This window comes from Aquabacter sp. DMC10 (genome assembly GCF_056314145.1).
This window is the reverse complement of the sequence record NZ_JBQUYX010000003.1, coordinates 381,242-395,774: the sequence shown is the minus strand read 5'-3', so window position 1 is coordinate 395,774 and position 14,533 is coordinate 381,242. Positions and strand designations below refer to the sequence as shown.

The 14,533-nt window shown below is 69.1% G+C and carries 11 protein-coding genes; 5 read left to right on the top strand and 6 right to left on the bottom strand.

Annotated elements, in window-relative coordinates; translation table 11 throughout:
• Positions 1–46: 46 nt before the first annotated feature.
• On the top strand, positions 47–1,522 hold the full coding sequence (locus ACT54L_RS10530; RefSeq protein ID WP_476085530.1) for a methyl-accepting chemotaxis protein: 1,476 nt from the start codon (positions 47–49) through the stop codon (positions 1,520–1,522).
• Positions 1,523–1,543: 21 nt separating this feature from the next.
• Here the strand turns inward: ACT54L_RS10530 and ACT54L_RS10525 are convergent, their stop codons facing one another.
• A complete protein-coding gene (locus ACT54L_RS10525) occupies positions 1,544–3,163 on the bottom strand; it encodes an AMP-binding protein (RefSeq protein WP_476085529.1) in 1,620 nt (539 codons plus the stop codon).
• Positions 3,164–3,283: 120 nt separating this feature from the next.
• On the opposite strand from ACT54L_RS10525, the gene ACT54L_RS10520 reads away from it, so the two are divergent.
• Positions 3,284–4,015, top strand: coding sequence for an enoyl-CoA hydratase/isomerase family protein (locus ACT54L_RS10520; RefSeq protein WP_476085528.1), 732 nt, complete (start codon positions 3,284–3,286; stop codon positions 4,013–4,015).
• A 40-nt stretch (positions 4,016–4,055) separates the two neighbouring features.
• Positions 4,056–4,577 carry a thioesterase family protein gene (locus tag ACT54L_RS10515; protein ID WP_476085527.1) on the top strand — a complete coding sequence of 174 codons (522 nt, stop codon included), beginning with the start codon at positions 4,056–4,058 and terminating at the stop codon, positions 4,575–4,577.
• A gap of 21 nt (positions 4,578–4,598) precedes the next feature.
• On the opposite strand, the gene ACT54L_RS10510 is transcribed toward ACT54L_RS10515, so the two are convergent.
• Both ACT54L_RS10510 and ACT54L_RS10505 read right to left on the bottom strand, forming a co-directional pair.
• Entirely contained in the window at positions 4,599–5,507 is a 909-nt protein-coding gene (locus ACT54L_RS10510; protein WP_476085526.1) for an SDR family NAD(P)-dependent oxidoreductase, read from the bottom strand.
• A complete protein-coding gene (locus tag ACT54L_RS10505; protein ID WP_476085525.1) occupies positions 5,504–5,956 on the bottom strand; it encodes a MaoC family dehydratase in 453 nt (150 codons plus the stop codon). The genes ACT54L_RS10510 and ACT54L_RS10505 overlap by 4 nt, the downstream gene beginning before the upstream one ends.
• Before the next feature lie 165 nt (positions 5,957–6,121).
• Between ACT54L_RS10505 and ACT54L_RS10500 the strand changes: the two genes are divergently transcribed.
• The gene (locus tag ACT54L_RS10500; RefSeq protein WP_476085524.1) at positions 6,122–6,757 is read left to right on the top strand and encodes a TetR/AcrR family transcriptional regulator; all 636 of its coding nucleotides are present in this window, start codon (positions 6,122–6,124) and stop codon (positions 6,755–6,757) included.
• Between the two features lie 4 nt (positions 6,758–6,761).
• On the opposite strand, the gene ACT54L_RS10495 is transcribed toward ACT54L_RS10500, so the two are convergent.
• The 3 genes from ACT54L_RS10495 to ACT54L_RS10485 form a co-directional block, all read right to left on the bottom strand.
• The gene (locus ACT54L_RS10495; RefSeq protein WP_476085523.1) at positions 6,762–7,541 is read right to left on the bottom strand and encodes a 4'-phosphopantetheinyl transferase family protein; all 780 of its coding nucleotides are present in this window, start codon (positions 7,539–7,541) and stop codon (positions 6,762–6,764) included.
• Positions 7,538–9,028 (bottom strand): basic amino acid/polyamine antiporter, encoded by a 1,491-nt coding sequence (locus tag ACT54L_RS10490; RefSeq protein WP_476085522.1) that lies wholly within the window; start codon positions 9,026–9,028, stop codon positions 7,538–7,540. Before ACT54L_RS10490 ends, ACT54L_RS10495 begins: the two co-directional genes overlap by 4 nt.
• Positions 9,029–9,213: 185 nt before the next feature.
• Entirely contained in the window at positions 9,214–13,209 is a 3,996-nt protein-coding gene (locus ACT54L_RS10485; RefSeq protein ID WP_476085521.1) for a Pls/PosA family non-ribosomal peptide synthetase, read from the bottom strand.
• 285 nt (positions 13,210–13,494) lie between these two features.
• Here ACT54L_RS10485 and ACT54L_RS10480 point away from each other — a divergent pair, with 285 nt between their 5' ends.
• Positions 13,495–14,514, top strand: a complete 1,020-nt coding sequence (locus tag ACT54L_RS10480; protein ID WP_476085520.1) for an AraC family transcriptional regulator ligand-binding domain-containing protein — start codon at positions 13,495–13,497, stop codon at positions 14,512–14,514.
• Positions 14,515–14,533 lie beyond the last annotated feature (19 nt).

The window sequence follows — 14,533 nt, the reverse complement described above, 5'->3', positions numbered from 1 at the left end:
CGGCGCGGCACGGTCGGCCGGCATTACCCCACCCGCGAGGCGCCCCATGTTTGGCAAGAGTTCAGAGGCGGCACTGGCCCTCAAGGCCCTCCACCGGGCCATGGCGGTGATCGAGTTCACGCCGGAGGGCGAGATCCTTGCGGCCAACGAGAATTTCCTGAAGGTGATGGGCTACAGCCTCGCCGAGATCCGGGGGAGACACCACCGCATCTTCGTGCCCGCCGCCTATGCCGAAAGCCCCGCCTACCGAACCTTCTGGCAGACCCTGGCCAAGGGCCAGTTCCAGGCCGGCGAATTCAAGCGCATCGCCAAGGACGGCAGAGCCATCTGGCTGGAGGCCAATTATTACCCGGTGATCGACAGTTCCGGCCGCGTGCTCAAGGTGGTGAAGTTCGCCGCCGACATCACCGAACGCAAGCTGCGCAGCCTGGAGGACAAGTGCCAGGTGGAGGCCATCGGGCGCTCGCAGGCGGTCATCCATTTCCAGCTGGACGGAACCATCCTCGATGCCAACGAGGCCTTCCTGAAGACGGTGGGTTACGGCCTCAATGAGATCAAGGGCCGCCATCATTCCATGTTCGTCGCGCCGGAGGAGCGCGGCACGCCCGCTTATGCGGCCTTCTGGGATGCGCTCCGGCGCGGCACCTTCCAGCAGGCCGAGTTCCGCCGTATCGGCAAGGGCGGACGGGAGGTCTGGATCCAGGCCACCTACACGCCCATCGTCGACGACACCGGCACCCCCTTCAAGGTGGTGAAGTTCGCCACCGACGTCACCGAGGCGGTGCAAGCCCGCATGCGTCGGGCCAAGGCCCAGGCGGAGATCGCCGGCGACCTCACCCTCATTTCCGGCGACGTGGCCAAGACCAACATGCAGGCCACCTCCGCTGCCGCCGCCACCGAGCAGGCCGCCAGCAATGTGCAGTCGGTGGCCGCGGGCGCCGAGGAACTGGCCGCCTCGGCGGAGGAGCTGCGCCGCCAGGTCCACCAGTCCAGCGCCTTGGCCAAGCACGCCGAGGTGGAGGGATCGCGCACCAATGCCATCGTCTCGGGCCTCACCGGCGCGGCGCAGAAGATCGGCGACGTGGTGGCCCTCATCAATTCCATCGCAGACCAGACCAATCTGCTGGCCCTCAACGCCACCATCGAGGCGGCGCGCGCGGGCGATGCCGGCAAGGGTTTCTCGGTGGTCGCCTCCGAGGTAAAGACGCTGGCCGGCCAGACCTCGAAGGCCACCAGCGAGATCGCGGCGCAGGTGGACGCGGTTCAAAAGGCGAGCGAGGATGCCGCCAAGGCGCTCTCCTCCATCACGCAGACCATCGGTGACCTGAATGCGGTGAGCGCCCAGATCGCCGCGGCGGTGGAGGAGCAGACCTCCGTCACCCGCGAGGTGTCCGGGAATATGCACGTGGCCGCCCAGGGAGTGGAGACGGTGCGCCTCAACATGCAGGAAATCGCCAGTGCCACCGGGCGCATGGAAGACGCCACGCACAAGGTGCGCGTCGCCACCGCCGCCATCGCCTGAGCCATCCCGGGAGGCCGCGCCTCAGCCGCCGGCCTTGGCCCCGCTCCGGCCGATGCGCAAGCCCGCCGCCTCGCGATCGAAGGTGTCCGGTGTGACGCCCGCCGCGCGCAGTTCGTGCTTCTGGATCTTGCCGCTGGAGGTCTTGGGCAGCGCCTCCAACTGGCGCACATAGCGCGGCACCATGTAGTGGGGCACATTGTCCGCCAGGAAGCGGATGAGCGCAGCCGGATCAAGAGCCTCGCCCTCGACGGGGGTGACCACGACCAGCACCTCATCCTCGGAAAATTCGCTGGGCACCGCCACCGCCGCGCATTCCTTCACGGCCGGATGGGTGCGCACCTCCGCCTCCAGGGCGAAGGAGGAGATGTTCTCGCCGCGCCGGCGGATGACATCCTTCAGGCGATCCACGAAGAAAAAGGTGCCGTCCGGTGCCCGCCGGAAGCCGTCGCCGGTGTGGAACCAGCCATTGCGCATGGCCTCGGCGGTGGCGGCCGGATTGTTGTAATAGCCCTTCATCAGCGCCCAGGGCCGGCGGGAATGGATGACCAGTTCCCCGGTCTCCCCGTCCGGCACCTCCAAATCGTTGGCGTCGACGATCTTCAGGTCGATCCAGGGGCGCGGCGTGCCGGCAATGCCCTTGGCGGTGATGCCCGGCCCGGCATGGAGCGGGCTCGAAATCTCCGTCATATTGTAGATGGTCCAGGCCTCAACGCCGAAGCGCTCGGCAAAGGCCGGGCCGTCCTCCCCGAAGGGCGTGATGAAGGCGCGGCGCAAGGGGTGCTCGCGCTCGCCCGGGGCGGGCGGCGCCTTCAGGAGGAAGCTCGCCATCACGCCCAGGAGCAGCACATAAGTGGAGCCCGTCTCGCGCACCGCCGGCCAGAAGTCCTGGGTGCGGAATTCCCGCATCATGCCGATGGAAAGGCCACGGGCGAGCTGGGCATAGACATAGAGCGTGGAGCCGCAATGGAAGATCGGGCCGCAGATCAGGCAACGATCATCGGGCGCCACAGCGAAGGCATCCGGCCCCATGGAATAAAGCTGGGTGTAGGAGGACATCACCCCCTTCGGGTTCCCCGTGGTGCCCGAGGTGTACATGATGGCCTGCGTGTCCCAGGGCTCGATGGGCGGCACCGGCGCAGACGGAACGGGCGCCGCCGGGTCGTCCGCAAGCGGCTGGACGTCGAGGCCCGGCAAGGGAGCAGCCGTGCCGTCGACGGTGAGGACCGTCTTCAGCTTGCCGGGGGAGAGGCCCTCCAGCCGCTCCACCAGCGCAGCCTCGGCCACCATGAGCGGGGCGTCGGCATCGTTGAGGATGTGCTCCAGCGGCTTGCCACGGGCAGCGGTGTTCAGCGGCACATAGACCGCGCCGAGATAATTGATGGCGAACCATGTGGCCAGCAGGTCCGGCCCATTGCCCATGAAGCACAGCACATGCTGGCCGCGCACCACGCCATGGCGGGCCAGCGTCGCCGCCCGGCGGCGCACCTGGGCGAGGGTCTGCGCATAGGTCCAGCTGGAGGCGTCGGCGGGACCCGGCCAGAATTGCACGAAGGGCGCGTCCGGGCGCTCGGCCGCATATCGCTCCAGAAGGTCGCGCAGCACCGCATGCTGCCGTGACAAGGCGGCTTCCCGCTGGCTCATGGCGCTCCTCCGTCCCGTTCTTGTCGGCGCTTCAGCGCCTTGTGCCGGCCGTTGCCAAGGCCGCTTCGCCATGCAACATACCCGGTAGTATGTAAAACACAACAGGTGCGGAGGATGCCCATGGCCATGGTGGAGATCGAACGGGAGGGCACCCTTGCCGTGGTGCGCTATGACCGGGGCGCCAAGGCCAATGCGCTCAATGCCGAGGCCATCGCGGAGCTCACCCGCGCGGCGCAGGCGCTGGAAAGCGAGCGCGACCTCTCCGCCATTCTCCTCACCGGCACGCCCACCCGCTTCAGCGCCGGCGTGGACCTGGGCGATGCCAGCCTCTGGGCGGCGGACGCCTCGCTCCCCATGCGCCATCACATCCTCGGCGCGGGCGGGCGCATGGTGGAGGCGTGGCGGCGCCTGCCGCAGATCGTCATCGCGGCGGTGGAGGGGCCGGCCATTGGCGGCGGCGCGATCCTCGCGCTGGCGGCGGATTTCCGGGTGATGGGCGAGGGTGCCATGCTGCGCTTTCCCGAGGTGCGGCTCGGCATGACGCTGGGCTGGGGCGGCCTGTCGCTGCTGTGCGCCCTGGTGGGTCCGGCCCGCGCCAAGCGCATCCTGTTCCGGGACGAGACCATCGACCCCGCCGCCGCTTTGGCGCTGGGCCTGGCCGATCAGACCGCCCCGCGCGGAGAGGCGCTTTCCGTCGCCCGTGCCTTCGCCGCCGAAATGGCCGGCAGCGCGCCGCTGGCGGTGGCCATGACCAAGCGCGCCATCGACGCCGAGCTCAACGCCAATTGGGCCGCGCCCTACGAGGCCGACCAGTTCCTGCTCGCCCGACTTGTGAACGAGACCGGACGCTGATCTCCTGGCCCTTCCACGGGGCGAACCGCAAGGAGGCGCCATGACCGCCATCGCCGAGACCGCGCGTACTGCACCGCCGGGCCTTCAGGGCCTGGCCATCCATGCCGTGCGTGTGCCTGTCGCCTGGGTGGATTATAACGGCCATATGGGCGACTACGCCTATGGCATCGTCTTTTCCGATGGGGTGACTGCTTATATGGACCGCATCGGCGTCGACGCGGCCTACCGGGCAGCCAGCGCGGCGACGATCTACACGCTGGAAAGCCGCATCGGCTATCTCAAGGAGTGCCACGAGGGGGCGCTGCTCACCGTGGACCTGCTGGTGCTCGCCGCCGACCGCAAGCGCATCCACACCTTCATGCGCCTCCTCACCACGGAGGGGGTGGAGCTGGCGTTGTGCGAGCAGGTGCTCATGCACGTCTCCCGCGCCTCGGGCACGCCGCGCGCGGCGCTGTTTCCGCCGGAAATCCAGGCCCGCGTGGACGCCGATGCCGCCGCCCACGCGCCCCTGCCGCGCCCCGCCTGGCTCTCGCGCCCCATGGGGCTGGCCCGGGGGGCGTGACGGCACGGGCAGGGCCGCTCCTCAGCCCTTCGCCGCCTTGGCGCGGGCGATGATGCGGTCCACATGGGCAAGGCCGGCCGCCGTCTCGATGGGCGCATCAAGGCGGGCGAGGGTCTCGAAGGCCGCCGCCACCGCCTCGGGGGTGCGTTCGCCCTCCGGCAGATAGACGCCCTCGGTCTCCACGATGGCCATGCGCGCCACGGTGCCCGCACCGGCCAGCAGCGCCGTGCGGCTGGGCGCGTCATCGCTGACGAGATAGAGCGCGGCGGGGGTGACATGCTCGGGCGCCAGCAGGGCCAGCATCTCTTCGTCCATCATGTCGCCGGTCATGCGGGTCGCCGCCGTCGGCACGATGGCATTGACGCGGATGCCGTATTTCTCGCCCTCGAAATGCAGGGTGTTCATGAGGCCGAGCAGGCCGGCCTTGGCCGCCGCATAATTGGCCTGGCCGAAATTGCCGTAGCTGCCGGAGGTGGAGGAGGTCATCAGCACCCGGCCATAGCCCTGCTGGCGCATGGTCTCCCACACCGCCTTGGTGGCATTGGCCGAGCCCTGAAGATGGACCGCGATCACCGCCGCGAAATCCGCCATGTCCATCTTGGCGAAGGTGCGGTCGCGCAGGATGCCGGCATTGTTGATGAGGATGTCGATGCGCCCGAACGCCTCCAGGGCGCGGGCGGCCATGGCCTCCATGTCCGCCAGAAGGGTGACGTTGCCGCCATCGGCAAGGGCGGTGCCGCCGGCCGCGCGGATCTCCTCCACCACCGCATTGGCGGCGGCGGTGGAGCCGCCGGTGCCATCGCGGGCACCGCCGAAATCATTCACCACCACCTTGGCGCCGCGCCGGGCGAGCTCCAGCGCATGGGCGCGGCCGAGCCCGCCGCCGGCGCCGGTGACGATGGCCACGCGGCCGTCGAAGGACATGCTCATTGCGTCTTTCCCTTGAAAATCAGGACCAGCCATTCCGCCGACACGGCCGGACGGTCATGGCCCTCCAGCTCCACCGTCGCCTCGAAGCGCACCAGGGTGCCGCCATTGCGGGGGGTGCGCTCGGCCACGACGAAGCGGCCGCGAATGCGCCGGCCCACGGGCACGGGGGCAAGGAAGCGCACCTTGTCGAAGCCGTAGTTGATGCCCACCTCGTCGTCGCCGGGCAGTTGCATCACCGACGCCGCGAACTTGGACAAGAGCGAGAGCACCAAGAAGCCGTGGGCGATGGTGCCGCCGAACGGACCCTCGCTCGCCGCGCGCGCGGGGTCCACATGGATGAATTGGTGGTCGGAAATGGCGTCGGCGAACAGGTCCACCAGCGACTGGGTCACATCCATCCAGGGACTGACCAGGGGCGGGGCGCCCGTATCGGGAATGGGAGGAAGCATGAAGGGGTCTCGGGACGTTCCGGCGGGCTCTTGAAAGGGTTGGACGCCCTCTGCGCCGGGAGGCGCGCGGCCGCTTGCGGTGACAACATACTCAGTAGTATGCAGGAGGAAACCCTTTGTCCAGAGCCCCGATGGGCGGTGGCAAGCAAGTGGCAGGTGCGGCTCATGGCGGACGGCAAGGCGCGGGAGATGCGGAGCGAGGGCGCCGGCCCCGTGGACATATTGGACGCCGCCGCCGCCTGCTTCATGGAACAGGGCTTCGCCGCCACCTCTATCGACGACGTGGCGCGCCGCCTCAATGCCACCAAGGGGCGCATCTACCACTATTACGCCTCCAAGACGGACCTGTTCTTCGACGTGCACCGGGAAGGCATGGATCGTCTGTTCGTGGCGGTGCTGCGGGCGGCGGACACGGTCTCCGGCCCCGCGGGCGCGCGCCTCGCCACCATGCTGGAGGCCCATGCGGTGGCCATGATGGACAATCACGCCTTCATGGCGGTGGTGGTGCAGGGCGTGCACATGCACCGCATGGCGCCCACCACGCCCGGCCAGCGGCGCACCCTGGATGCCCTCATGGACATGCGCCGCCGCTTCGAGGGCCTGTTCCGGGAAACGCTGGAAGCTGCCATCGCGGATGGCAGCGCGCGGCCCTGCACCCCATCCGTGGCGGTGAAGGCCATGCTCGGCGCCATCAACTGGATGTCCATCTGGTACCGCCCGCGCGAGGGGGAGACCGAGGCGGACCGGCGGGCGCTGGCGGCGGACATGGTGCGTCAGATCCGCGAGGGCTTTGTGCCCTGATCCTTCATTCGCCGGGTCGCGCCAGTGCCACCGGAGCGAAGGCGGCGGTCAGGGCCGGGGCGCAGGAGACCCCGAGCTCCCCGCCGAGCCGCTCCGCAAGGTGCACCCGCAGCATCGGCGGGACGGGGCAAAGGCCGCACGCCGCCACCTGAAACCCCTCCGGGGCAACGCCCTCGGGCGCGAGGCGCGCCACGAAGGCGTGGGGCGCAGGTGCCCCCCACGGGCCGTCGACCAGCTGGAGCGGCGCGAGGGCGCAGGAGATGGATTGGGGCGAGAGGGTGAAGCCCGACCCCATGGCCTTCAGCAGGCTTTCCTTGATCGTCCAAAGCGCCAGCAGGACCGCGCTCCGCTCCCCCGCCTCCATGCCGGACAGGGCCACGCGCTCCTGCGGCGCGCAGAAGACCGGGGCGGCGCGCTCCATCTTCCCGGCGGCGGCGAGGGGCTCCACATCCACCCCCACCTCCATGTCCTCCCCCACGCCCACCGCCACCAGCCCCTCGGCATGGCTGAGGTTGAAGGCAAGGCCAGCCGCGTCGACGGGCGAGGGCTTGCCGTGGGGGGCGATTTCAAACCGCCAGGCCCGCGGTGACCGCGCCGGCCGGTGACGGGACAAGACCAGGCGCACCAGGGCATGGGCGGCGATGAAGTCCCGCCGCACGGGTCCCTCGGGCAGGCGGGCGGCACGGGCGCGCTCCCGCCTCTCCAGGAGATCGGCGAGGACGGCGAGCTGCGCGGCATCCAGCGCTCCGGTGGGCGCCAGGTAAAGATCGAGCGGCCCGCTCACAGGCTGATGAGCCCGGCCGCAAGGCCGATGCCCGCGCCCACCGCCAGGAGCAGGATCGCAAGGGCCACCGCCGCTTCCGGCCGCGCGAAGATGCGCCCGCCCTGCTCCCTGCGCACCCGCATGAAGAGCCAGGTGCCCGGCGCGAACAGGATGGCGGACAGGAGCAGCATCTTCATGCCCGCCGTCACCAGCATGCCGAGGGCACACACCGTGGCCAGGGCGCTGTACACCAGTTCCCGCCGCCGCACGCCCGACGAGACCCGCGCGCCCAGGGCCTGTTGAAGGCCGAAGGCGCCCACGAACACATAGGGGATCAGCGCGGTGACGCTGGTCAGGTCGACGAAGAAATTGAAGGCGGATTCGGCGGTGAGCGTCACGAGCAGGAACAGCTGCGCCGCCCCGGTGGTCAGCCAGATGGCGGCGGCCGGTGCGCCGCGGGCATTCTCGCGGGCGAGAAAGGCGGGCATGACGCCCCCCTTGGCGGCGGCGGAGAGCACTTCGGCCGCCAGCAGCGACCAAGCGAGGAAGGCGCCGAGCACCGAGACCAGGACGCCGAGGCTCACCAGCGCGAGGCCCGGCTCACCGATCACATCCGCCAGCACCCCTGCCACCGAGGGATTGTGCAACTCCCCCAGCCGCGCCTTCGGCATGAGGCCATAGGGCAGGAGGGTCACCAGCACGAACAGGGCGAGCACGCCCAGGAAGCCGATCACCGTCGCCTTGCCCACATCCTCGCGCCGGCGGGCAAGCCGCGAATAGACGCTGGCGCCCTCGATGCCCAGGAACACGAAGACCACGATGAGCATGGTCTGGCGCACCTGCTCCAGCACCCCTTCGAGGCTCACCGCCTGCAGGCCGATGAAATTGGCCTCGAACATGTCCCACCGCACCGCGGCGGCCACGATCACCAGGAAGGCGGCCAGCGGCAGAAGCTTGGCCACGGTCACCACGGTGTTGATGGAGGCGGCTTCCTTCACCCCGCGCAGCAGCATCACATGGAAGGCCCAAAGGATGGCTGAGGCGCCCGCCAGCGCCGCCGGCGTATCCCCCGCGCCAAAGATGGGAAAGAAGGCGCCGAGCGTCGACATGACCAGGACCAGGAAGGCCACGTTCCCCAGGAAGGCACTGGCCCAATAGCTCAGGGCCGCGATGAAGCCGGCATAGGGGCCGAAGCCTTCCAGCGCATAGGCATAGATGCCGGCATCGATGTCCGGCCGGCGCTCGGCGAGGCTCTGGAACACAAAGGCCAGCATCAGCATGCCCGTGCCGGCGATGGTCCAGGCCACCAGCGCGCCGAGAATGCCGGTGGTGGCGCCGAAGGCGGCGGGCAGGGAGAAGATGCCGCCGCCCACCATGGAACCCACCACCAGGCAGGCCAGCGCCGCCAGGGACAGGCCCGCCGGGCGCGCCCCGGCCGCCCGCGCGCGGCCGGCATCGGCGGCACCGGAGGTGGTCGCGCTGTGGCTGGCGGAGGAAGGCATCGTCATCGTGGGGTTCCGGGGCGATGGCGAGGGAGCCGGGAGAGGGGGACAGGCCGGGCCGGACGGTGTGGACGCGGCAAGCAAGGGGCCGGCCGCCCGGAGCGATGCGGGGCCCCCCGCGGCGCCGGCCATGGCGCTGCGGCGGGCTCACACTCTATCGCTCCCATTGGCGTCAGGAAATCCCGCCCCCGTCAGGCAAGCGGCTGGGCCGGGGCGCCGGCCCAGCGGGTATTGGCGGGAATGGCCTCGCCCTTCATGACGATGGTCAAAACGCCCAGCTCCGCATAGTCGCCGATGCGGGTGTCGTAGAGCACGGTGGTGAGGGCGCCGATGGAGGCGCCCTTGCCGATGTCCACCTTGCCGATCTTCATCACCCGGTCCTCGAACAGATGGGTCTGGATGTTCGAGGTGGCATTGATGGCGGCATAGTCGCCGATGGTGACGCAGTCGAACTCGGTGATGTCGGTGGTGTCCATAAACACCCCCTTGCCGATCTTCGCCCCGAACAGGCGCAGCGCCCAGGGCAGCATGGGCGTGCCACGGAAGGCGTCCAGCAGGATCTTGCCGGCCGTGCCCCAGTAAAGGGTGGTCATGGCCTCGGTGCGCAGCGCCCACCAGGACCACAGGCCGTGATTGCCCGGCCGGTAGGTGCCCATGACCGCCCATTTCACCGCCAGCACCACGCCGGCCAGGATGAAGGAGCAGGCGATGCAGGTGGCGAAGAAGATGGGCAGGAACTCGGCCCATTCCTCCGCATCCTCCAGCGCCGGGAACAGCACATAGTCCGCCGCCAGGGTGCCCAGCGTGATGAACATCATGGTGGGCATGGAGGCGCTGAACAATTCGAACACCGCCCGCAGCACACGCCGCCAGAGCGGCGGGCGGAAGGTGTGGCTGACATCCGCATTGTCGAAGCGCTGGCGCACCGGCAGGCGGATGGGCGGGCTGCCAAAGCGCGTCTCGCCCGGCAGCATGCGCTCGCCGGTGGGGGGCTTGGACTTGATGCCGATGAGCGCGCCCTCGGGAATATCAGCCCCCGGCGGCAGCACGGAATCGTTGCCGATGAAGACCTTGTCGCCGGTGCGCACATTCTTCAGCGTCATCCAGCCGCGCCGCACGTCCTCGTCGCCCAAGGTCACCTCGTCGGCCACGAAGCACTTCTCGCCGATCTCGATGGTGTCGTAGCGGCCGGCGAAATTGGTGGCGATCTCCGTGTCCTTGCCGATCTTGGCGCCCATCAGGCGATACCAGCTGCGCATATAGATGGTGGAGAAGAGCGAGGAGAGGCTCTCCAGCATCACCTCGGCGGCCAGTCCCACCGTCCATTTGCGCACATAGAAGGCGGAATGGATGGAGAAGGTGCCCGCCGGCGCCGAGGGCAGGACGATCCAGCGGATGGCCGTCACCAGCACCACGGTGCCGAGCATCAGCAGCATGGCGGTCGGCCAGGTGATGAGCGGCAGATACCACTCGAAGCCCAATATGGCTTTGAGCTGGTCGTCATAATGCTCGAACACATAGAAGGCCGGGAAAATGGGCAGGAGGCTGATGGCGGGCATGAACAGGACCATGAGGCCGTAATAGGTGTTCATGAGCTTCTGCATGCCGGGCGTCGGCTCGGGGGCGGGCGCCGGCCAGGTCGAGGGGTCCACCCTGCCGATCTTGCGGCCGGGCGAGCCATCCCAATGCTCGAAGGCGGGCACGTGGGTGCCGGGCAGGAGGGCGGTGAGGTCGGCAAGCTCGGCGCCTTCCTCCACCACCGTGTCATGGGCCAGCGCGCAGGAGGTGCCGATATAGGCATCCTTGCCGATCACCACGCTGCCGATGACCAGCTCGTTGCCGATCACCTCCGCATTGCCGATGGAAATCTTGGCGCCCAAGGTCACGTCGTCTCCGACCTCCAGGAGGTCGATGGCGCCCGCATGCAGGCCGGAAATGGTGACGCGCTTGCCGATCTTGGCGCCCAGCAGGCGCATGGTGGCGGCGGCGAGCGGGGAACCCTGCATGAGCCCCAGATGGGTGAACTCAACCAATTGGCGGGACAGCCACCAGCGGAAGAAATAGACGCCCCACAAGGGATAGCGCCCCGGCGTCGCCCGCCACAGGACGATGCGCTTGCCCACCACGCCCACCAGCGCGATGCCCAGCGTGACCAGCGCATAGACGCCCATCAGCTCCAGCACTTCGTACCAATGGATCACGTCGTCGCTCATGATGAGCGCATACATGACGAAGATGGTCAGCCACGGCCCGGTGAGCGCGAACAAGAGAAGCGGGACGCAGCAGGCCTGGGCGAGACCGCACAGGATGCGGCGCATCACGGGCGGCGGCTCGAAGCTGAGATCCAGGATGCGGCGGGGATTGGCGAGCGCCCGCTCGTCGAGCCGCGCCGCGATCGCCCGCAGGGTGCGCAGGCTGTAGAGGTCTTCCAGCGTGATGGCGGGCAAGGCCGGATTGTCGCGCACGGCGGCGAGGAAGGTGGCCGCCAGCAAGGAATGGCCGCCGAGATCGGCGAAGAAGTCCGCCTCGAAGCCGATGGACTGGCCGGGGAAAAGCGGCTTGGCGGCGGCGAGCAGGGCGGCTTCGGTCTCGGTCTCCGGCTCCTCCTGCTGCTCGGCCTCGGCCGGGGCGGAAAGGGGCGCGGCTTTCAGCGCCTTGCGGTCCGCCTTGCCGGAGGTGAGGCGCGGCAGGACGGCCATTTCCTCGAAATGGGACGGCACCATGTAAGGCGGCAGCGTCGCCTTCAGCGCCGCCCGGAGCGCGGCCCGGTCGAGCGGCACGCCGGCTTCGGGCACCACGAAGGCCACCAGCCGGTCGATGCCGTCATCCCGCCGCAGCACGACGGTGGATTGCGCCACGCCGGCCAAGCCGGACATGCGCGCCTCGATCTCGCCCAGCTCCAGGCGGAAGCCGCGCAGCTTCACCTGGTCGTCGATGCGGCCGTGGAACAGGAGGCGTCCATCCTCGGTGAGGCTCACCGCATCGCCCGAACGATAGAGCACGGGGTCGGAGCCGTCGCCGCCAAAGGGATTGGCGATGAACTTTTCGGCGGAGAGTTCCGGCCGCTTCAGATAGCCCCGCGCCACGCCGGGACCGCCGATGAGCAGCTCGCCCTCGATGCCCGGCCCGACCAGCTGGAGCTGCTCGTCCACCACATAGCAGGTGTAGTTGGGGATAGGGCCGCCAATGGTGACCGGCCCGTCCACCGTCACCTCGTCCACGGTCGCCACCACGGTGGCCTCGGTGGGGCCGTAGGAATTGAACACCTTGCGGCCGGGCTTGCACCAGCGCTGCTTCACCGAGGGCGGGCAGGCCTCGCCGCCGAGGATGATGATGCGCAGCGAGGGCACGTCCTGGGGCATCATGGCGAGCAGAGTGGGCACCGTGTCCAGCACGGAGACCTTGGCTTCGGCCATGAGGGCGGGCAGCTTTTCCACCTCGCCCAGCACGCGGGAAGAGGCCACCCACAGCGTCGCGCCCACCAGATAGGGAATGAAGATCTCTTCCAGCGACAGGTCGAAAGCGATGGAAGCGCCCTGGAAGGAGACATCGGCCTCGGTCATGCCATAGACCAGGTTCGCCGAGCGCAGATAATGGCAGATGTTCCGGTGCTCGATGACGATGCCCTTGGGCTTGCCCGTGGAGCCGGACGTGTAGATGGCATAGGCCGGATCGTTCCGCGTCACCCCATCGGCGCGAAGATCAAGGGGGCTTGCATCCGTGCTCTCCGCCAGCAGGTCCGGGAGCGGGGCGGGGGTGGCGGGCAGGTCGCGGTTGAGCTTGCCGGCGGTCACCGCGTCGATGATGACGATGCGGGCGGCGCAATCCTCCAGGCATTCGCCGATGCGGTCCGGTGGGGCGTCCATGTCGAAGGGGATATAGGCGGCGCCGCTCTTGAGGATGCCGAGCAGGGCCACATGCAGGTCCAGCGAGCGGGACATCCAGATGCCCACGAACTGCCCCGGCCCCGCGCCCCGCGCCCGCAGGGCATGGGCCACCCGGTTCGCCCGCGCGTCCAGCTCCGCATAGGTCACGCGTTCCGCGCCGAAGACGATGGCGGTCTGGTCCGGTGTGCGGGCGACCGTGTCGGCGAAGATCTCCGGCAGCAGCTCATCCCGCAGGAGGGAGGCGTCCTTGTGCCCGATCAGAACCCCCGGTTGAACGGTGCTCGTGACTGCATCCATCATGGCCATCCCCGCTCCGCGCCCTCGGGCGCCCCCAATCGGCTCAAGGAACCACGAATATAGGCCAAGTCCTAATGGCACAATGACAACTGAATGGCGATCGTGTTACTTTTTCTTTCTCGACTCAACTTCACACCTTATCGATGGCGACACGTCGTCATCTGGAACTATTTCAGTTAAGGTATTATTATACACCAACGACCCTCGGGCACCCCGGTCCACCCCGCCCCGGCGTGACAGGCGGGCACACACAAGGCATAAGGAAGCGGGGGAGAAGGAGGCGGTGCGATGGGAGATCGGCATCCGGTCAGCCTCGCCATCGTTCACATGCTGCCGGATCTTGCCGCGCAACAGGGCTTCGCCCTGGCACCGGCCCTCTCCCGCGCCGGCATCGCGGACGCGCAGGAGATTCACGCTGGCGCCGTTGTGGCCCGGGCGCAGATGTGCACCTTGCTGCAGTCGGCGGCGCGGCAGGCGGACGTGCCGCTGTTCGGCTTCGCCCTGGCGGGTGCGGCGCGGCCCGATGCGCTGGGGCCCATGGGGCGCGCCCTGTTTTCCGGCCGAACCGTTCGGGAGAGCCTTGCCGGCCAAGCCCGCGCCATGCCCGCCATCCAGGCGGGCGTGCAGCTGAGCCTGGAGCGGGTGGGCGACCGGGCGGTCTGGCGCCACCATATGGAGGACAGCGACCCCGCCCATGCCCGCGTGCTCAATGAGGGGATCGCCGGCTTCATGACCGGCGTCTTCCGCGCGCTCCTCGGCGCCGATGCGGCGCTGCACGTCGGCCTGCCCCATCGGGCGCACGTGGCGCCCCATCACTATGAGGACGCCCTGCAGGCGCCCGTGACCTTTGCGGGCGGGACGCTGTCGGTCAGCTTCGACGCCGCGCTGCTCGACCGCCCGACCGTCATGCCCACGCCCCTGTCCGGCCTCCTGCCGGCGGCGGACCTGATGGCGGGAGCCTCGGAGGAGCTGGACGACGGCCGGCTGCTCCAATGCCTGCCGCTGATCTTCGAGAGCGCCGCGCTCGCCGGCACCCTGTCGCTGGCCGACGCCGCCCGCACGCTGGGCTTCTCCCCGCGCAGCCTCCAGCGTCGCCTTTCGGCGCTCGGACTGACCTTCGAGCGCCTGGTGGATGCCTGGCGCCGGGTGGAGGCGCAGCGCTATCTGGCCGAGACCGGCCTGCCGGTGGCGGGCATCGCCGCCACCCTCGGCTATTCCCACCCCGCCCATTTCATCCGCGCCTTCCGGCGCTGGGAACGGGCAACGCCCCTCGCTTTTCGCCGGAGCGCGGGCCGCGAATTGCCCTGAACCGCCGAAACGCTGCGTC

Bases quoted from the DNA above. Each gene is read 5' to 3' on its own strand.
- ACT54L_RS10510 (WP_476085526.1), bottom strand. From the start codon at position 5,507: ATGAGCATGTCCTTCGACGGCCGCGTGGCCATCGTCACCGGCGCCGGC.
- ACT54L_RS10485 (WP_476085521.1), bottom strand. From the start codon at position 13,209: ATGATGGATGCAGTCACGAGCACCGTTCAACCGGGGGTTCTGATCGGG.
- ACT54L_RS10515 (WP_476085527.1), top strand. From the start codon at position 4,056: ATGACCGCCATCGCCGAGACCGCGCGTACTGCACCGCCGGGCCTTCAG.
- ACT54L_RS10490 (WP_476085522.1), bottom strand. From the start codon at position 9,028: ATGACGATGCCTTCCTCCGCCAGCCACAGCGCGACCACCTCCGGTGCC.
- ACT54L_RS10530 (WP_476085530.1), top strand. From the start codon at position 47: ATGTTTGGCAAGAGTTCAGAGGCGGCACTGGCCCTCAAGGCCCTCCAC.
- ACT54L_RS10500 (WP_476085524.1), top strand. From the start codon at position 6,122: ATGGCGGACGGCAAGGCGCGGGAGATGCGGAGCGAGGGCGCCGGCCCC.
- ACT54L_RS10505 (WP_476085525.1), bottom strand. From the start codon at position 5,956: ATGCTTCCTCCCATTCCCGATACGGGCGCCCCGCCCCTGGTCAGTCCC.
- ACT54L_RS10525 (WP_476085529.1), bottom strand. From the start codon at position 3,163: ATGAGCCAGCGGGAAGCCGCCTTGTCACGGCAGCATGCGGTGCTGCGC.
- ACT54L_RS10520 (WP_476085528.1), top strand. From the start codon at position 3,284: ATGGCCATGGTGGAGATCGAACGGGAGGGCACCCTTGCCGTGGTGCGC.
- ACT54L_RS10480 (WP_476085520.1), top strand. From the start codon at position 13,495: ATGGGAGATCGGCATCCGGTCAGCCTCGCCATCGTTCACATGCTGCCG.